Source organism: Deinococcus piscis, assembly GCF_014653275.1.
Lineage (GTDB): Bacteria > Deinococcota > Deinococci > Deinococcales > Deinococcaceae > Deinococcus > Deinococcus piscis.
The window spans coordinates 1-18,148 of record NZ_BNAL01000040.1 but is presented as its reverse complement, the minus strand read 5'-3'; the positions used below and the strand labels follow the sequence as shown (position 1 = coordinate 18,148).

At 61.6% G+C, this 18,148-nt stretch carries 16 protein-coding genes and 1 tRNA gene; 9 read left to right on the top strand and 8 right to left on the bottom strand.

Annotation, left to right across the window (positions count from 1 at the left end):
• Nucleotides 1-139 precede the first annotated feature (139 nt).
• Nucleotides 140-973 carry an AIM24 family protein gene (locus tag IE158_RS11925; protein ID WP_189643932.1) on the top strand — a complete coding sequence of 278 codons (834 nt, stop codon included), beginning with the start codon at nucleotides 140-142 and terminating at the stop codon, nucleotides 971-973.
• A gap of 2 nt (nucleotides 974-975) precedes the next feature.
• On the opposite strand, the gene IE158_RS11920 is transcribed toward IE158_RS11925, so the two are convergent.
• Both IE158_RS11920 and tkt read right to left on the bottom strand, forming a co-directional pair.
• Nucleotides 976-1,458, bottom strand: coding sequence for a bacteriohemerythrin (locus tag IE158_RS11920; RefSeq protein ID WP_189643931.1), 483 nt, complete (start codon nucleotides 1,456-1,458; stop codon nucleotides 976-978).
• 93 nt (nucleotides 1,459-1,551) lie between these two features.
• Nucleotides 1,552-3,528: a transketolase gene (gene tkt, locus IE158_RS11915; protein WP_189643930.1), complete on the bottom strand. Its 1,977-nt coding sequence runs from the start codon at nucleotides 3,526-3,528 to the stop codon at nucleotides 1,552-1,554.
• A 108-nt stretch (nucleotides 3,529-3,636) separates the two neighbouring features.
• Here tkt and IE158_RS11910 point away from each other — a divergent pair.
• The 4 genes from IE158_RS11910 (at nucleotide 3,637) to IE158_RS11895 (ending at nucleotide 5,137) form a co-directional block, all read left to right on the top strand.
• Nucleotides 3,637-3,713 (top strand) — tRNA-Arg (locus IE158_RS11910).
• A gap of 60 nt (nucleotides 3,714-3,773) precedes the next feature.
• Nucleotides 3,774-4,451: an alpha/beta hydrolase gene (locus IE158_RS11905; RefSeq protein ID WP_189643929.1), complete on the top strand. Its 678-nt coding sequence runs from the start codon at nucleotides 3,774-3,776 to the stop codon at nucleotides 4,449-4,451.
• Between the two features lie 117 nt (nucleotides 4,452-4,568).
• Entirely contained in the window at nucleotides 4,569-4,799 is a 231-nt protein-coding gene (locus IE158_RS11900) for a ribbon-helix-helix domain-containing protein (RefSeq protein WP_229839102.1), read from the top strand.
• Nucleotides 4,790-5,137 carry a type II toxin-antitoxin system PemK/MazF family toxin gene (locus tag IE158_RS11895; RefSeq protein ID WP_189643928.1) on the top strand — a complete coding sequence of 116 codons (348 nt, stop codon included), beginning with the start codon at nucleotides 4,790-4,792 and terminating at the stop codon, nucleotides 5,135-5,137. Before IE158_RS11900 ends, IE158_RS11895 begins: the two co-directional genes overlap by 10 nt.
• Before the next feature lie 159 nt (nucleotides 5,138-5,296).
• On the opposite strand, the gene IE158_RS11890 is transcribed toward IE158_RS11895, so the two are convergent.
• The 4 genes from IE158_RS11890 to IE158_RS11875 form a co-directional block, all read right to left on the bottom strand.
• Nucleotides 5,297-5,971 carry an MAE_28990/MAE_18760 family HEPN-like nuclease gene (locus IE158_RS11890; RefSeq protein ID WP_189643927.1) on the bottom strand — a complete coding sequence of 225 codons (675 nt, stop codon included), beginning with the start codon at nucleotides 5,969-5,971 and terminating at the stop codon, nucleotides 5,297-5,299.
• On the bottom strand, nucleotides 5,958-7,028 hold the full coding sequence (locus IE158_RS11885) for a DUF262 domain-containing protein (RefSeq protein ID WP_189643926.1): 1,071 nt from the start codon (nucleotides 7,026-7,028) through the stop codon (nucleotides 5,958-5,960). Before IE158_RS11885 ends, IE158_RS11890 begins: the two co-directional genes overlap by 14 nt.
• Before the next feature lie 45 nt (nucleotides 7,029-7,073).
• A complete protein-coding gene (gene carB, locus IE158_RS11880; RefSeq protein WP_189643925.1) occupies nucleotides 7,074-10,145 on the bottom strand; it encodes a carbamoyl-phosphate synthase large subunit in 3,072 nt (1,023 codons plus the stop codon).
• Between the two features lie 246 nt (nucleotides 10,146-10,391).
• Entirely contained in the window at nucleotides 10,392-10,733 is a 342-nt protein-coding gene (locus IE158_RS11875; protein WP_189643924.1) for a hypothetical protein, read from the bottom strand.
• A 346-nt stretch (nucleotides 10,734-11,079) separates the two neighbouring features.
• Between IE158_RS11875 and IE158_RS11870 the strand changes: the two genes are divergently transcribed.
• From IE158_RS11870 to IE158_RS11860, 3 genes are read left to right on the top strand one after another with little or no spacing between them, the layout of a single operon-like run.
• The gene (locus tag IE158_RS11870) at nucleotides 11,080-12,342 is read left to right on the top strand and encodes an argininosuccinate synthase (protein ID WP_189643923.1); all 1,263 of its coding nucleotides are present in this window, start codon (nucleotides 11,080-11,082) and stop codon (nucleotides 12,340-12,342) included.
• Nucleotides 12,343-12,349: 7 nt separating this feature from the next.
• The gene (gene argH / locus IE158_RS11865) at nucleotides 12,350-13,765 is read left to right on the top strand and encodes an argininosuccinate lyase (RefSeq protein ID WP_189643922.1); all 1,416 of its coding nucleotides are present in this window, start codon (nucleotides 12,350-12,352) and stop codon (nucleotides 13,763-13,765) included.
• 21 nt (nucleotides 13,766-13,786) lie between these two features.
• Complete coding sequence (locus IE158_RS11860) at nucleotides 13,787-14,164, top strand: hypothetical protein (protein WP_189643921.1); 378 nt, start codon at nucleotides 13,787-13,789, stop codon at nucleotides 14,162-14,164.
• A gap of 135 nt (nucleotides 14,165-14,299) precedes the next feature.
• Here the strand turns inward: IE158_RS11860 and IE158_RS11855 are convergent, their stop codons facing one another.
• On the bottom strand, nucleotides 14,300-14,656 hold the full coding sequence (locus tag IE158_RS11855) for an MmcQ/YjbR family DNA-binding protein (protein ID WP_189643920.1): 357 nt from the start codon (nucleotides 14,654-14,656) through the stop codon (nucleotides 14,300-14,302).
• Between the two features lie 34 nt (nucleotides 14,657-14,690).
• Nucleotides 14,691-15,776 (bottom strand): nitric oxide synthase oxygenase, encoded by a 1,086-nt coding sequence (locus IE158_RS11850; protein ID WP_189643919.1) that lies wholly within the window; start codon nucleotides 15,774-15,776, stop codon nucleotides 14,691-14,693.
• A 319-nt stretch (nucleotides 15,777-16,095) separates the two neighbouring features.
• Between IE158_RS11850 and IE158_RS11845 the strand changes: the two genes are divergently transcribed.
• A complete protein-coding gene (locus IE158_RS11845) occupies nucleotides 16,096-17,949 on the top strand; it encodes a hypothetical protein (protein WP_189643918.1) in 1,854 nt (617 codons plus the stop codon).
• The last annotated feature ends 199 nt before the right edge of the window (nucleotides 17,950-18,148 follow it).

Sequence of the window (18,148 nt, the reverse complement as noted above, 5' to 3'; positions counted from 1 at the left end):
GGACCTCTTGAGGACTCCATTTCCTGCGCCAGGAGGGGCCGAAAGGCAACCTGTCAGGTACTGAGCCCGTCTGCGCGCATCACATCGCGGAGCTATTCGGGCGCTGGAACCCAGGCGCAGCTCCCTACGTACTGGGGGTATGCAATACAAATGGCAGTCCCATATCGCCCAGACCCTCACCGCTTCAGGCGCGGCCGTGCGCGTGCTGGAGTACGCCGCCTACCCGCTGGAAGAACCGCTCAGCGGGTTTCATCAGTCGGTGAACCGCCCTGACCCTTACCGCCAGCTTCAGATTGAGCTGGGCGGCGGCCAGGCTGTGCTGGAGCCGGGGGCGCTCCAGTGGCTACGCGGCGACATCGAAATGCAGGCCTCGGCCACAGGCGGAGCGCAGGGCGGCGGCCTGGGCGGGCTGCTGCGCGGCGCTGTGGCTGCAGCGGCAACCAGCGAGGGCCTGTTCAAGACGGTGTACCGGGGCAGTGGGCAGCTCAGTACTGAACCTACCCGGCTGCACTACCTGCTGGGTGAGCTGAGCGGCGAGGACCTGATTGTGGACGACGGTGCTTTTGTGGCGGCGGCTGGGGGAATCACGGTGGGCCGGCACGTGAACCGGGGGTTCGCCAATGTATTGGGCAGCGGTGAGGGACGTATCCAGCCCCGCCTGAGCGGGAACGGCGTCTTTTGCCTGCAAAGCCCCGTTCACCCGGACGAATTCCAGGTGCTGGACCTCCAGGGTGAAACCCTCAAGGTAGACGGCAATCTGGTGCTGGCCTATACCGCTGGCCTGGACATGACCGTGGAGCGCAGCGCCCGTGGCCTGCTCTCTTCGGGCAAGACCGGCGAAGGGTACTTGCAGGTGTACCGGGGCAGCGGGCGGGTGTGGCTGGCTCCTACCCTGGGCGGTGTGGGCCACTCGGCGGTGGGGGCAGCCAGCGCGGCACTGGGCGGCAACCTGAGCGAGATTCTGGGGAACTGAGCTCAGCTGGCCCGGGGGAGTGGGGTGGCGGCCGAAACCTGCCGCTGAACCAAGCGGGCCGTCCCCTGCGCGGCGGGCTTCCTGAGCTGTGGCGTGCTCACATCGGTGCGGACCACGTGCCCCAGCAGCCAGGTGTGCATGACGTGGTGCAGCTCTTCCAGCAGGGGCAGGCTCAGGCCCTGCGCTGCCAGTCGGGCGCGGAAACCCTGCCCGTAGGCTTCCAGCCGCTTGTGCGCGGCGCGCCCCCGTTCGGCAGCAGGATGGCCGGTGCGCCGCATCAGCAGTTCCTCGTAGGTGAGGTGCAGGTAGAGGTGCGTCTCCAGGAAGGAGAGCCACACCTTCAGCTCTTCGGCGTCCAGTGCCTCGCCCGCCTGGAAGCGGTCCAGGTGGCGTTCCAGCTCGTTGGCGTACTCGAACAGCCGCTGGTGCTGGCGGTCCAGTCGGCTTTCGCCGGTTTCATAGTTGGCAGTCCACTCCAGAGGCACGGTCAGGTTGTAGCGCTGCGGCCCTGACAACCCCGTGACAGAAAAAATCCCCCGCCAGGGCCGCAGCCGGGGCAGGGGAGAGCAGTGGGCAGCTCAGGCGATGGTTGCTTTGGCGACCTTCACCACGTTGTCCACGCTAAAGCCCAGCTTTTCCAGCACCACTTCGCCGGGAGCCGAAGCGCCGAAGCGGTCCAGGGTGACCAGGCCACCTTCCGTGCCGACCCACTCGAACCAGGGCTGGCTGGCAGCAGCTTCAATCGCCACGCGGGGGGCCGTGCCCAGCACCTCGCGGCGGTAGCCCCGGTCCTGTTCGCGGAACAGCTCGAAGCAGGGCATGGACACCACTCGCGCGGCCACGCCCTCGGCGGCCAGGGCCTGTGCGGCGTCCAGCGCCAGCGACACTTCTGAGCCGGTGGCCAGCAAGGTCACAGCGGCGTTCTCGGCGTCGCGGACCACGTAAGCGCCCCGTTTCACGCCGTCATGGTTGGCAGGCAGCACCGGCAGGTTCTGGCGCGACAGCACCAGGGCGGTGGGACCTTTTTTGTATTCCAGGGCCAGTGCCCAGGCGGCGGCGGTCTCGTTGGCGTCGGCGGGACGGAATACGTGGGCGCCCGGCACCGCCCGCAGCATCGCCAGCTGCTCTACCGGCTGGTGGGTGGGGCCGTCTTCGCCCAGGCCCACGCTGTCGTGGGTCAGCACGTAGGTCACCGGCTGCATTTGCAGGGCGCTCAGGCGGTAGGCTGGCTTGAGGTAATCGCTGAACACCATGAAGGTGCCCACCAGTGGGCGCAGGCCGCCGTACAGGCTCAGGCCGTTGGCAGCGGCGCTCATGCCGAACTCGCGCACCCCGAAGTACACGTTGCGCCCGGCGTAGTTGTCCGCCTGCATGTGGTCTTCACCCGTGATGGTGGTCTTGGTGCTGCCCGACAGGTCGGCACTGCCGCCCATCAGCCCCGGCACCAGCGGGGCCAGCGCGTTGATCACCTCGCCGCTGCTGGAGCGGGTGGCCTGGGCCTTGCTGCCTGCTTCCCACTGCGGCAGTGCTTCCCAGAGGTTCTCCGGCAGCTCGCGCTCCAGCAGGTCGTCCACCTCCTGGCCCAGTTCGGGGAACTCGGCGCGGTAGCGGTTCATCATCCCTTCCCACTCGGCCTGCTGCGCTGCGCCGCGCTCCAGGGCACTCATGTGCTCGGCCACTTCGGCGGGCACGGTAAAGGCGGGATGGTCCCAGCCCAGCGCCCGCTTGGTCTCGGCCACGCCCTCGTCGCCCAGCGGCTCGCCGTGTGCCTTGGGGGTGCCCGCACGCGGGCTGCCGAAACCGATCACGGTGCGGACCTGAATCAGCGTGGGCTTGCCGGTTTCAGCCTGGGCCTGCTCGATGGCGGCGGCAATCGCCTCAACATCGTTGCCGTCTTCGACCTTCAGTACCTGCCAGCCGTAGCCCTCGAAGCGCAGGCGCATCCGCTCGGAATCGGCCTTGGCGACCACGGTGTCCAGCTGCACTTCGTTGTCATCGTGCAGCCAGATCAGTTTGCCCAGACCCAGGTGCCCGGCCAGCGCGGCGGCCTCGTGGCTCACGCCTTCTTGCAGGTCGCCGTCGCCGCAGATGGCGTAGGTGTAGTTGTCGAACACCGGGAAGCCCTCTCGGTTGTACCGGGCGGCCAGATGCGCTTCGGCCATCGCCATGCCCACCGTCATCGCAATGCCCTGGCCCAGCGGCCCGGTGGTGGCATCTAGCCCGTCGGTGTGAAAGAACTCCGGGTGTCCGGGCGTCTGGCTGTCCCACTGCCGAAAGTCTTTCAGCTCCTGCAAGGTCATCTTGGGGTAGCCGGTCAGGTGCAGCAGGCTGTAGATGAGCATAGAGGCGTGCCCCGCCGACAGCACGAAGCGGTCCCGGCCCGGCCAGCGGTGGTTGGCAGGGTTGTGGCGCAAAAAGCGCTGCCACAGCGTATAGCCCATGGGGGCCATGCCCAGCGGCGCGCCGGGGTGGCCGGAATTGGCCGCCTGCACCGCGTCTATGGCAAGGGTGCGGATGGTGTTGATGCTCAGCTGTTCCAGGTTCTGGTCGGACATGGGGTTTAGTCTAGCGGCTGGGCCTGGGCGGCAGGCGCTTTGCTATACTGCTGCGGCGTCCAAGCGGGCCTGTACATTAGCCCCTGCGCTGTATTCACGCCCGCATCCGCACCCGTAGCTCAGTTGGATAGAGCGGCCCCCTCCTAAGGGGCAGGCCACAGGTTCGATTCCTGTCGGGTGCACCACACAGACAGCCCCAGCCCCAGCGGTGGGGGCTTTTGCTTTGGCCCGCCCCATACTGAAGCATGACCCCGCCCCCCGCCCGCCTGACTGCCCGCCCGGACCCTGCTGCCTACCACACAGCCCCCAGCGAGCGCGGCCTGCTTCCGCTGGGGCTGGGGCAGGGGAGAGATGGGCTGCTGTACGTGCCGACCCGTCACCCGCTGACTGGCCCGCGCCCGCTGCTGGTGGCGTGTCATGGAGCAGGAAGTCAGGCCAGCCATTCTATCCGGCCCTTCGTGGAGGCTGCCGAGGAGCACGGCCTTATCCTGCTGGCGTGCGACTCACGCGGGAGCACCTGGGATGTAATTCGGGGAGGCTATGGTCCGGACGTGGAGTTCATTAACCGGGCGCTGCAACTGGTGTTCAGCCGCTACGCCGTAGACCCGCAGCACCTGGCGCTGGACGGCTTTTCGGACGGGGCCAGCTACGCCCTGTCGCTGGGCCTGGGCAACGGCGACCTGTTCAGCCACCTGCTGGGCTTTTCGCCTGGTTTCCTGGCTCCCGCCGTACAGGTGGGCCAGCCGCGCATTTTCGTTTCGCACGGCACCGCAGACCACGTGCTCCCGATTGACCGCTGCGGGCGGGTGATTCGGGAGGAGCTGACGGGTGCGGGGTATGACCTGCACTACGTGGAGTTTGAAGGCGGGCATACCGTGCCGCCAGAAGTGCAGCGGGAGGCGCTGGCGTGGTGGCTGGGGTGAGAATAAGCAAAATCACCCACTGCTTACCCCCGTCCCGCCAGAGCAGAGCTTAAACGGGCGTAAGCGAAGACGTAAGAATGTTAGTATGAAACTATAACTTACCAGAATGTTGAACGCATGACCATTAGCCTGCCGCCTGATATTGCCCGCTACATCAAGGACTATCAGCAGGCGCACAACCTTGAGAGCCGCAGTGAAGCCTTTGTAAAAGCGGTTCAAGCCCTACGCGAACAGGAACTGGCCGAGCAGTACGCGGCCCTTGCCAGCGAGAACGACCCGCATCGTGCCCTCTTCCTTGAAGGCAACACCGACGGCCTGGAACCCAGCGACGGCAGCGAATGGCTGTAAGTCTCATCAGGCGCGGCGATATTTTCCTGACGCACTTCGGCCCCGCCCGCGCTGGGGAACCGGACTTCAAGCGTCCCGCTGTGGTCATCACCAATAATGTCGCCAATGCCAAAGCGGACGCACTGGCCGTCATTCCGCTGACCAGTAACCTGAATACGGTGTACGACTTCCAATTGCTGCTCCCTACCGAGCGCACCGGGTTGAACCTGGACAGCAAAGCGCAGACGGAACTGATGACCTGTATTGCCGTGACTTGCCTGGGGAAACGGCTGGGCCATGTCCCCCCCGACCTGATGCAGGAGCTGGACGGGAAAATCCGCCTGCACTTGGCCCTGTAAAAGCGGAAGGGAGCCGCCCGCAAGCCGCTCCCCGCCCCCTTTCCCGCCTTCCCATCATCCATCAGGCCGCAAGGCCGAACCCATCATCCATCACCGCGCCCCAGCCGCTGCCCCCACCCCTGCTGCCCCGCCAAAGCAGAGGCTTGGGCTAATCAGAATTTACCTCTTGTAATCCTCTTCATCTATATACTTCTCAATTGTAGCAATTAAATGAATGATAATCTCTTCTGATAAATCTAAGAGCCTAGAAATGTCGGTTGCGGTTTTGGTTCTCCCGAAACGTTCAGGCACTTCATCTCCGTGTGCGACTGTGTTTCGAGAATCTGCTAAATTGTTCAGCGCTAATGCATGTCTGGGCGACGGCATATAAGAGCCTGAAAAACCAAAAACTCCCCAGATGGTTTCAAAGTGCTCAGGCCTAATAGTCTTTCCATCCAATGGAATGTCATCAGAGGAAATCTCAATAATTTCTGTGGACTCAGCTAAAGCAACGATTTCAACACGCCTATTCCACATCTTCGTTCCTTTCAAATTTTGTAGCGACTGAAGATGTGATGACTTGCAGAGTGTTATCAGACAAAGCTTTGTGTCAACTATTCGAATCCTCAGAGAATTTATTTCCCTGACAAGATTCTCAAGGCAGTCTTTCATAAAGCGCTCTATTTCCGCCTGCGCCCATACAAAAGAATAGGATTTAAGATACGCAGCCATCTTTCTCTGACTAAGATTACTACTTAGAGTTAAACTATCGCAGAGATGTAATGTTTGCCGTATAGATTCAAATTCTGTCGCAAGCCGATTATAAGGAGAGCTACAAATATTATTCAGAGTCATCGGATGAAATTTCTCCACCCATCAATAATTCTTTTGCTCTTGAAATCCTAGAGAGCAGTGCTTTATTTGTATTAGTTCCACCTGTGCTAAATTTTATCAGCACCTTATCGGATAGCCAATTATCCTTTGGTGTAAAATTAGTATATCCATCTTCGACCAAATCCATGGCAGCAATTATGACTCCTTCCGCAAGGTTGACAGGTGTCCATCCAACTTTTGGTCTTAGTATCGGGCCATCCATCACATTTGCCAGGTTTTTAACTGCATTATTGAATAGTTCTCTGCGCTTAGAATAATCGAAGTCGCCTTTCATATTTCCCATATAAGCAGTCAGGAAATTTTTTACATCACCTTTGAATGAACTTCTACCTTCTTTATATGCGAATGCTTTAAGAACTATTTCTTCGAGAGTACCATCGTTCCTATTGCCCTTTTTTAGCTTAATTAATTTTAAGAATTCGGGATTTTCGGCGAGTTCTCGAAAAAAGTCTACGGATTCCCCACGGTAAATACACGCCCTAATTTCTTGAGGCGTTAGAATAATCCCACCAGTATTTAGACGTTCAAACATATCGAATCTCACGTTTTTATCCGCCTTATCCGATAGCGAGGTAATTCTAAGCGACCTTTTCAAAAAAGATAATTGTATCGGGGTTGGCAATTCGCTAAATTGATAATTATTGAATGAATCCAGCTTATCTAAACCAATAAGACGCAGAGGCTCATCTTTGCCAATTGAATCCAGGATTGACTTGTCATTTGAGACAAAATGTATAAGAGTTGAAATGCGCTGCAATCCGTCAACAATTTCCCATGTGCCATCAGAGTTCGTTGCTACATAGATAGTTGGCACTGGAAGTCCCAGAAAGACGGATTCAATCAGCTTTGATTCCTGTGCATCGTCCCAACGAAATTGACGTTGGTAGACTGGTGCCCGCTCTAATTCTTTGTCAGTTACCATTCTGACAAGTTCTCGAACCGTCACATCGAAGTTATCAGAGTCTACTTTTCTGCGTTGTTGAGAAAGCTGGCTTTCCCACTCAAAAGATTTATCCACTTTTTAGTTCTCCCAATTCCAAAGATTTCTGCCTAGAGATGGGATTTATTTTACCCATCCCTGCAAGCTCTCCACTCCCAACGCTTCACCCTGCGCCTTCGCTATCGCCTTCGCCGTCCACTCGGCCCCTTCGCGGGTGCTGACCATCGGCACGCCCCGTTCCAGCGCGGTACGCAGCAGGCGGCTGCCCGTCACGTCAATGAGGAGGTCGGGCAAGTTGTCGCTGTCCTGCTCCCGAATGACCCTCAGGCCCGCGCCTTCCAGCGTGGCGGCAACGTCGTCCAGCCCATCCCCCAGCAGCAGGGCAGTGCCGCTCAGGGGCAGGTAGTTCTTGGCCCCCAACTGGGCGCGGTAAAACGCCAGATACGGGTCGGCGTCTATGCCCATGCTTTCGCCCGTGCTTTTCATTTCCGGCCCCAGCACGGGCAGCACGTCCTTGAATTTCAGGAACGGCAGGTGAACTTCCTTCACCGAGTACATGCCCGGCGTGGGGGTGTCCAGCAGGCCAATCTGCTCCAGCGTCTCGCCAGCGGCGATGCGGGCGGCGTACTTGGCGAGCGGGTGGCCGGTGGCTTTGGAGACGAATGGCACCGTGCGGCTGGCGCGGGGGTTGGCTTCCAGGATGTAGGGCACGCCGTCCTTCACCGCGTACTGCACGTTCATCAGGCCCTTCACGCCCAGTTCCAGCGCCAGGCGTTCGGTGGTCTTCTTGACTGTCTCCAGCAGCTCGGCGCTCAGGCTGACGGGAGGGATGATGCAGGCCGAGTCGCCCGAGTGAACCCCGGCGGCCTCAATGTGCTCCATGATGCCCGCGACCACAGCGCTCTGGCCGTCGCACAGGCAGTCCACGTCCAGCTCCAGCGCTCCTTCCAAGAACTGGTCCAGCAGGATGCTCGGCTGGCCTTCTACGGCCGCGTACACTTCGCGCAGGTACGTTTTCAGCTCGGGCATGGAGCGCACCGTCCGCATGGCGCGGCCCCCCAGCACGTAGGAGGGGCGGGCCATCAGCGGGAAGCCCAGTTCCTCGGCCAGTCGCTCGGCCTGGGTGGGGGTGGCGGCCACTTTGCCCAGCGGCTGTGGAATGCCCAGGCGCTCGCACAGCTCGTTGAAGCTGGCGCGGTCCTCGGCCTGGTGAATGGTTTCGGGACTGGTGCCGATGATGGGCGCGCCCGCGTCGGCCAGCTTTTGCGCCAGCTTGAGCGGCGTCTGTCCGCCAAGTTGCACAATCACGCCCACCGGCTTTTCGTGCTCGATGATGTTCATCACATCTTCAAAGGTGAGCGGCTCGAAGTACAGGCGGTCCGCCGTGTCGTAGTCGGTAGACACCGTTTCGGGGTTGGAGTTCACCATGATGGTCTCATAGCCCGCCTCTTGCAGTGCCCAAACGGCGTGTACGGTGGCGTAGTCGAACTCCACGCCCTGCCCGATGCGGTTGGGACCGCTCCCCAGAATCACCACTTTGGGCTTGTCGGTGCCGCGCACCTCGTCCTCCCACTCGTAGGTGGAGTAGTGGTACGGGGTAAACGCCTCGAACTCGGCGGCGCAGGTGTCCACCGTCTTGTAGACGGGTGTGGCTTTGGCCTTCTTACGCAGCTCACGCACTTGCGCTTCGCTCAGGTTCACGATTTCGCCCAGGCGTGCGTCGCTAAAGCCCAGCCGCTTGATTTCGCGCCAGTATTCGTACTTCCATTCGGCAATCGGCCCCAGCGCGGCGATTTCCTTTTCCGCGTCAATAATTTCGCGGATCTGGTGCAGGAACCACTCGTTGATGCGAGTGCTTTCGTGCAGCGCCGCCACGCTCTCGCCCCGGCGCAGCAGTTCAATCACGGCTTCAATCCGGCGGGGGTTGGGGTAGAGGAGTGAGCGCAGCTCGTCCTTGGTCATGGCGGCAAATTCACCGCGCACGTCGGCTTCAATCGAGCGCAGGGCCTTTTGCAGCGATTCCTTGAAGGTGCGGCCAATCGCCATCACCTCGCCCACCGAGCGCATCTGGGTGCCCAGATGGTCGGGCGTGCCCGGGAACTTCTCAAAGGCAAAGCGCGGAATCTTGGTCACCACGTAGTCAATGCTGGGCTCAAAGCTGGCCGGGGTTTCCTTGGTGATGTCGTTCGGCAGCTCGTCGAGGTGGTAGCCCACCGCCAGCAGCGCGGCAATCTTGGCAATCGGAAAGCCGGTGGCCTTGCTCGCCAGCGCCGAGGAGCGGCTCACGCGGGGATTCATCTCGATCACGATCACGCGGCCATCGGCAGGGTTCACGGCGTACTGGATGTTGGAGCCCCCCGTATCCACCCCGATCTCGCGGATGATTTTCAGCGACATGTCGCGCAGGTCCTGATACTCCACGTCGCTCAGCGTCTGCGCCGGGGCCACCGTAATCGAGTCGCCGGTATGCACGCCCATCGGGTCGAAGTTCTCGATGCTGGTGATGATGACCACCGTGTCGGCGGTGTCGCGCATTACTTCCAGCTCGTATTCCTTCCAGCCCAAGATGGATTCTTCCAGCAATACGCTGGTCACGGGGCTGTCCCGCAAACCGCCCTCCGTGATCCGCAGGAAGTCCTCATAGGTATGCGCGATGCCGCCGCCCGTACCGCCCAGCGTGAAGCTAGGACGGATGACCACGGGCAGGCCCAGTTCCTTCTGATACTCGATGGCTTCTTCCATCGAATGCACCATCTTGCCGCGTGCCGTCTCTACACCGATTTTCTGCATGGCGGCCTGAAAGGCTTCGCGGTCTTCGCCCTTGTGGATGGCTTCGGCGTTCGCGCCGATCAGCTCCACGCCGAACTCTTCAAGTGTGCCATTGGCATGCAGTTCCATCGCCAGGTTCAGTGCCGTCTGGCCGCCCAGCGTGGGGAGCACGGCGTCTGGGCGCTCTTTCTCGATCACCTTGCGCACGAACTCCGGAGTCAGCGGCTCCAGATACGTTGCGTCGGCCAGGTCCGGGTCGGTCATGATCGTCGCCGGGTTGGAGTTCACCAGCACCACGCGGTAGCCTTCGCCCTTGAGCGCCTTGAGCGCCTGCGTGCCGGAATAGTCGAACTCGGCTGCTTGCCCAATCTGGATGGGGCCGCTGCCGAGAATCAGGATGGTCTGGAGGTCAGTTCGCTTAGGCATTCCAGATACGTAGTATGTCATGGGAACGGGACAGAGGTGCAGGCGAGCGGCGAGGCAGGGCAAGGAGGTCGGTCAGACGCGGGGCGGGCAACTGGCAGCGTGGACCAGGAGCCTGGACTGGCCCATGTCGGTGCGTCTACCCGGCACTCATGTGATGTCTGATGAAGCCGTTAACAGAACACGACTTCATCAGACCCAACAACAAAAGCCGGGGCCAACGCCCCAGCCCCTATCCCCCCGCCAGTCTTATTGCCGGTTGTCTTCGTCGGCGATGCGGTGGCCTTCGCTGGCCCCGTCGTCCGTCTTGCTGCTCCCGGGGGTGGTCATGGTGGCGGTTTCGCCGGTGGCATGGTCGCCTGTGGTCAGGTCATTTGGGTTCAGGTTGCCCATGCCGCTGTAGTTGCTGGACATGCCTTCGCCTTCCATTTCACGGCCCAGCGCGTTTTGGGGCTGATCGCCGCTTTGCTCATCCTGCTGTACGTCCTGTCCCACCTTCTCTTTTTCCTGCATGGTGTGTCCTTTCCGCAGCGCGGGGTGCAGCCCAGCTGCTTGCCCTTCAGCGTAGTGCGTGTGGGACGCGTGGCCCACTTAAGCTTTGTTCAGACAGCGGCTTTGGTCAGATGGCTCTGGCAGGGCAGTGAATTCCGGCGGGCCTGTGGTTCCGCGTAGGCGTTGTGCCCCTGGGGACGTGCCTGCCTGCAAATTTGGCTTTGGCTCCTGCCTATGAACGGTCCGCATGGAGGATGCTTGACCCGACCTTGAGCTGGTGTTAGGCTTGCATAGCTATTCAGATTCTCTGAATACTCATCCGACCATGATCTTCCTTTTGCTGCGACGTTCAAGTTAGCCCGGTTCTCTCCAGAACGCGGGCGACGTACTCACGTCGCTTTTTTTATGCCCCGGCCCCTGCGCCTCAGTTCCCAAGGAGATATGCATGACCCAGCGCGAAAAGATTGTCCTCGCCTACAGCGGCGGCCTCGATACATCCATCATCATCAAGTGGTTGCAGCAAGAGCGCGGCTATGACGTGGTGGCCTTTACCGCCGACTTGGGGCAAGGGGCCGAAGTAGAGGACGCCCGCGAAAAGGCCCTCAAGACTGGCGCGGTGAGTGCCTACGCCCTGGACCTGCGCGAAGAATTCGTGCGCGACTATGTGTTCCCGATGATGCGGTCTAGTGCTCTGTATGAGGGCTACTACCTGCTGGGCACTTCAATTGCCCGCCCGCTGATTGCCAAGAAAATGGTGGAGCTGGCAGAGAAAGAAGGCGCGGTGGCCGTTAGCCACGGCGCGACTGGCAAGGGCAACGACCAGGTTCGCTTTGAGCTCTCGGTGCTGTCGCTGAACCCGGAATTGCAGACGGTGGCTCCCTGGCGTGAGTGGGACTTCCAGGGCCGCGCCGACCTGGAAGCCTTCGCGCAGGAGCACGGCATTCCGGTGCCTACCACCAAGAAATCGCCCTGGAGCATTGATGCCAACATGCTGCATGTGTCGTACGAGGGCGGCCTGCTGGAAGACCCCTGGGCCGAGCCGCCCGCCGACCTGTGCAAGATGACCGCCAACATTGAGGACGCTCCGAATGAGCCCGAATACATAGAAATTGAGTACCGCGAAGGGGACCCAGTGGCAATCAATGGTGAAGCCCTCAGCCCCGCTGCACTGCTAGAGCGGGCCAATGAGCTGGGTGGCAAGCACGGCATTGGCCGAATTGACCTGGTCGAAAACCGCTTCGTGGGCATGAAGTCACGTGGTATCTACGAGACGCCCGGTGGCACAGTCCTGTACCACGGACGCCGCGCCGTGGAGAGCCTGACCCTGGACCGCGAGGTGCTGCACCAGCGCGACGCCCTGGGACCCAAGTACGCCGAGCTGGTTTACAACGGCTTCTGGTTCGCCCCGGAGCGCGAAGCGTTGCAGGTGTACATGGACCACGTGGCGCGGCGCGTGACCGGCACCGCCCGTCTCAAGCTGTACAAGGGCAACTGTGTGGTGGTGGGCCGCAAAGCCCCGCGCAGCCTCTACGACCAGGAGCTGGTGTCGTTCGAGGCCGGTGGTGACTACCGCCAGGCCGACGCTGGAGCCTTTATCCGTCTCAATGCCCTGCGCCTGCGGGTCGAAAGCTGGGCCGACAGTACCAAGAAGACCCCCAAGCCGGAAAGCTACGTGCCCGCCGAACCCGAAGAAGTGCGCGGCGACTGAGGCGGCCATGACACATCCCAAGCAAGCTGGGCCGAAGAAGGAGTCCAAACTGTGGGCTGGGCGCTTTGCTGAAGGCACCGACGCGCTGGTCGAGCAGTTCAACGCTTCGGTGGGCTTCGATCAGCGCCTGGCCGAGCAAGATATTCGCGGCTCGCTGGCGCACGTGGCGATGCTGGGTGCCCAGGGCATCCTGAGCAGCGAGGAAGTCACGCAGATTTCCCAGGGCCTGGTAGAGATTCGGGAGGACATCCGCGCCGGGCAGTTTGAGTGGCGCATTGACCGGGAAGATGTCCACATGAACGTCGAAGCGGCGCTGCGGGACCGCATCGGGCCGGTGGCGGGCAAGCTGCACACCGCCCGCTCGCGCAACGATCAGGTGGCGGTGGATTTCCGGCTGTTCACGCTGGAAGCGGCCCTGGACTTGGCCGATCTGACCCGGCAGCTGCGCCGGGTGCTGGTGGCCGAAGCCGAGAAAGCCCTCACAGCTGAAGTGATTTTGCCGGGCTACACCCATCTGCAAGTGGCGCAGCCTATCTTGCTGGCCCACTGGTTCATGGCCTACGCGGAGATGCTCCGGCGTGACGAAGGCCGCCTGCGCGACGCTGCCGCCCGCATGGACGAGTGCCCGCTGGGCAGCTCGGCGCTGGCTGGCACACCCTGGCCGATTGACCGGCACGCGGTGGCTGGAGCCCTGGGCTTTGCGCGGCCTACAGCCAACAGCCTGGACGGGGTTGGCAGCCGCGACTTTGCCCTGGAATTCCTGAGCGCCTGCGCCGTCCTGATCGCGCACCTGTCACGGATGTCCGAAGAACTGATTCTGTATTCCAGCTTTGAGTTCGGCTTTCTCACCTTGCCCGATTCGCACACCACTGGCAGTTCGATCATGCCGCAGAAGAAAAACCCGGACGTGGCCGAGCTGGCACGCGGCAAGACAGGCCGGGTCTTCGGGCACCTGATGGGCCTGCTGACCGTGGTCAAGGGCACGCCGCTGGCCTACAACAAAGACCTTCAGGAAGACAAAGAAGGCGTGTTCGACACCTATGACACCCTGCGCGCCGTCCTGCGCCTGTACGGCGACATGTTGCCCCGCACCGTCTGGCACGCCGACATCACCGAAGCGGCAGCGGCGCGGGGCTACTCTACCGCCACCGACCTGGCCGACTGGCTGGCGCAGCGCGGGGTGCCGTTCCGTGAGGCGCACGAGGTGGTGGGCTCGCTGGTGGGTCTGGCCTCGCGCAGTGGTCGCCAACTATGGGAGCTGAGCGGCGATGAGTTGAGCGCGGCCCATCCGCTGCTGACCGGCGAGGTGGCGCAGGGCCTGACCGTCCGCCAAAGTGTCCGCAGCCGCCAGAGCTACGGCGGCACCGCCCCTGAGCGGGTGGCCGAGGCGATTGCGGCGGCCCAGGCCGAGCGGAAAGGGTAGACGGCATTCACCATGAAAAGAATGAATCTCTTGGTGGGGCTGGTGCTCCTCGCAAGTCTGCCGGGCTGTGCGCCTGCCTATAGGGCAGGCGGTACGTCTGGCCAGATTCAGTTCGCACAGGATATTTTCTCGCGGGGCTCGGCGTTGGAACTGACCCAGGTGCGTCCTGACACCCCGCCCAACCAATTTGTGCGTCTGCCGGACTGCGAGGCCGTCGCCTACTGGGGCGACATTCAGCGGGTGGGTCTGGTCGAGGCGGGGCAGCAGTGTCTGCACTTCAGTCAGGGCGTGGGCACGGCGCTGGGTGGGGTTCTGATCCTGGGCTTTCTGCTGCTGCTGCCCGCGCTGCAGTTCTTTGGCATGCTTATCGAAGCGTTTGCCGGATTGACAGGTGGTTGAGGGCGGCGCGGCCAGGCCGCTTGCTGGGGGAGAGGCCGCCCAGCACGGCGCTGGCCCCATGCACCTGTGTTCCGTCTGATGGGTGGACGTTGGGATGAATCTACATCTGGCAGACGGGCCGTTGTGGCCCAGGGCTCATAAGCCAAGTTCTGCCCTCACGGCGCGGGTCAGGCCCGCAGCCACCAGTGCGTGGCTGCCGCGCAGCAGCTGTGCGCTCAGCTCTGGTGGGACGTCGCTCTGCAAGTCCAGCGTGATCCAGTGCTTTTTGTTCAGGTGGTGACCGGGCGTGATGCCCCGGTACTGCGCCCTGAGTTGCTCGCTGTCTTCCGGCCTCACTTTCAGGCTGAGCCTCAGCTCATCAGCGGTGATGTCGGTCAGGGCGTACATTTTGCCGCTCACTTTCCAGACCAGATGCTGTGGACCAAAGGGAAAGGTCTCCTGCGAATGTGGCAGCGCCGCACAAAAAGTCCTGAGCTCGTGAACCGTGTCCATGCCCAAGGCTAGAGCGTATGGCTGCTGTTCGGAGCTACGCCCCGTGGGCCACCGGACAGCCAGAAGCCGGGCGCTGCCGAGGATGAAAAAAGCCGGGTGTGAGGTCGCGGTCCTCGCGGTATATGCGGGCCCAGACCGGCGTGGTGGCCGGGGAGAGCGGCGGAATTAGCCAGTCCCACTGCCCATTCACCCGCCGCCCGGCGGCCCGCTCACGCTCCTCGAAGGCCACGAATTGCTGGCTGAGGCTGTGGTGGTCATCTATGCGTACGCCCGCCCTATCGAACGAATACAGCACCGCCCGGTTCAGCTCAACCAGCGCCCGGTCACGCCATAGCGTTCGCTCGCGCGATGTGTCCAGACCCAGCCGCCGCGCCAGCTCAGGCAAGCGGTCATAACGGTTTTGGTCGGCCAGGTTGCGCGCTCCGATTTCGGTGGCCAGGTACCACCCGTTAAAGGGTGCGCAGGGGTAGGTCAGGCCTGCAAAGCGCAGTTCCATGTTGCTGATCACCGGCAGGGCATGCCAGCGCAGCCCCAGGTCACCCGCTTCGGGATGGAGGAGGGGCACTTCCTGTATATCCTCTGCCTCCCACTCAAAGAGCCGGGTGCCCGCCGGGGTCTGTATCGCCAACGGCAGCACATCAAAGTCGGTGTGTTGCTCTGGCGCTTGCCAGCCCAGCTCCACCAACTGCGCGGTCAGGCGGCGGTTCTGGGGATCACCGCGTCCGTCCGGATAGCCCGCGTAGCGAATCAGTTGGTCGTTCAAAATCCGCACGTCCGGCCCGAACACGCTGATGACACTCTGGACCTTGCCGCCATTCCAGGCCAGCGCCAGATGCCGCCGCAACTCGGCAAACACCGCTTCAGGTTCGCTGATGTGCCGCAGGTCACGCACATGCAGCGCTGGCCAGTAGCCCCGGCCTATGCAGCGGGCCGCATTGCGCCAGGCCACCCGCGCGGCGAAGGTAAGTTGCGCGGTGGTCGGCACAAATGGCGTTGCCAGGCTTGTCTCTGCTGCCACCTCTCCCGTTTCGCGGGCGTACAGCTCCAGAAAGTGCTGCGCCTTCAAATCCGTCAGCAGCTCTACCTCCGAGTGAGAAAAAGGAGAGAGATCAAAGTCCATATTCCTGAGCATAGGAGGCTGGAGGCTGAAGAATGTCTCCCGCCGCTGCCACTCCTGGCGGCCCTAAAAAACCTTAGTCGCAGGCCAGTACTGACCTATAAGCATTCATTTCCGTGTCCGTCTGTTTTACATTGAAGAATGAAATAGAGTTTGTGGCTATTTCTGTTTTGACCTGTTCTTGAGGAGACTCTCCGAGCAGAACCAGTGAGCCGTTTGGTCATTGAACCACGCACTTATTGATTCCAGCATGAGGTTTTTGGGCCCAAGTATGGTGACCCGGACCCGCATTTTCAATTTCCAAGGACCCAAGGAGCCCACCGTGGAGACCTTCCGTTACATCATTACTCGCGCCTGCTTGCAAGAGGGCAGCTTGCGCCTACAGCGTTATCTCAAGCCTCATTTCCCGGCAGAGGGCAGCGTTCGGCTGTTCGATGAAAGCGGCCACGAGTACACCGCCGATATTGGGGGCGAACGCTTGCTGGGCGTAGGGCCTTTTTACCGTGACCATCATCTGAGCGTGAATGACGTGGTGCTGATCACGCCCCTGCTGCCGGGTTGCTACAAACTGGAGGGTGTGGTCAAACCTTACGCCCGCCCAGAACCGGAGCGCGAACGTGGGCGCACGGATTCGGTGGTGACCGGAAGCAAGGCGGATGAGGGGGCACAGGCGAGCAGTGTCCGCGCGGTGGTCAGCGCGAGTGCCCATGTCCGTGAGGTCCGGGTGCAGCGCCCTGAAGCGCCCGTCAGTCGGCCCTGGGCTTCTATGGAGCGCGAGACAGCTGAGCGTGCGGTGCGGGCCGGACGTTATAGTGTGCCGCCACTGGGACAAGAGGCATCCTCCACGGTGCTGCCTGAAGCCGGTGCCGACCACAGTGGCCCGCGCCGGGTCCACCGGATTGATGTTTCGGGACACTCCCCGTCCACGCCAGAGCAGGGTAAGCCGGTCCAGGAATCGCTGGGGACGACCCCGCCTGGAAGGCTTGGAGAGTTGTCGGTGTCATTCGATGCTGAAGCTCAGCCCAGTTCTTTGGGTGATTTTTCGGCGGCTTCCCGAAAGTCCTCTCAAGCTCGCAGCGCTGAAGACCTCAGGCCCCAACGAGGGACGAGGGAGGCGGTGCGCCCAGGCCGCACAGTTCAGGCTCCCCAGCACGAGACTGACATGAGCGCAGCGCGGCAGGCTGGAGCTTCTGAGTCACTCGAAGGACCGACTCGGACTTTGCGCGAACCGCTCCGCGCTGCTGGCGGTTCGGCAGCGGCGGCCAGTCAGCGCCTCCTGCGGGATTTGGCGTCGGCTCCTGCTGAAGTGCGGCGCGCCTCACGTGAGGGGGGTGATAGCGGGCCACCGAATGAATCGCTCGCCTCCAGCGGCCTTGAAGCAGCGCTGCCGTCTGGAGGAACTCCCCGCGCTGATGGTGAGCAGTGGCTAGAAACCATAGGCCGCCGCTGTGGCTACCGTGTTGATTATCCAGCGGCTGGCTTGACGCGACTGCGGGCTGAACTGGCAACCCACAGCTACACGGTGCTGGTGGCTTCTGGCAGCAGTGCAGTCCACTCGTCTGAGTGGCGTGCTGGTGTTGCCCAGAGCATCCAAACTCAGAGCATAGATGCTGGATGGCAGGATGACGAGATGGCGGGTGGCCGCCGTGCAGCTGGGCCAACCTACCGCCTTTGGCTCGCTGCGGAAGCTCAGGCTACGCTAGACGTTCCAGTTGTCACTCACGAAGCTTTGCAGTACTTGACTGCATCGCGGGTGTCTCTCTCACCTCTATCCCTGCGTCCTGCCTGGGAAGCCGGGGCTCTGACTGTAGCTTCGGCCAAAGCCCTACTAAAAAGGCACGACAGCCAGCGCGAGGATGGCAATTTTTCGGCGTTGCTACGGGTGCTGGCACAGCAGCCTGCTTATAGCCTGGTCACCTCGGTGCGCCTGGCTGAACAACTTGGCAGTCTGGATGCTGCTCATCTGAACCAGCTGCTTACTGTGCTCACCCAGCCACCATTCCGTTTGCTGTCTCCCCTGGGCCAAGGGGAATATTTGCTCCACCATGAAGTGCCCGAGTACCTGCGGGCAAAAGCGCAGAATTGGCAAGTCCTGGCTGCCAATCTGGACAGCAAAAAGCCTTTTGCCGAGGCTTCTCCAGTGAGGACTTGGACTGCCGAGCAACTTCTAGATTAGTCTGACCGTCTTGACTGCGGATGATTCATCACTGTGACGAATCATCCGCATTTTGTGCTGTGGGACTTGCATAGATGTAGGCATAGACGCCCAGTTTCTTGCGCTTTTCGGTGGCACTGCTTGGCAGGACTGACCAGGGTTGACAGGGTGATCGAATGTCTGTATAGTTTCTGAGCCTCCGAGAAGAGGCGGGACGCAT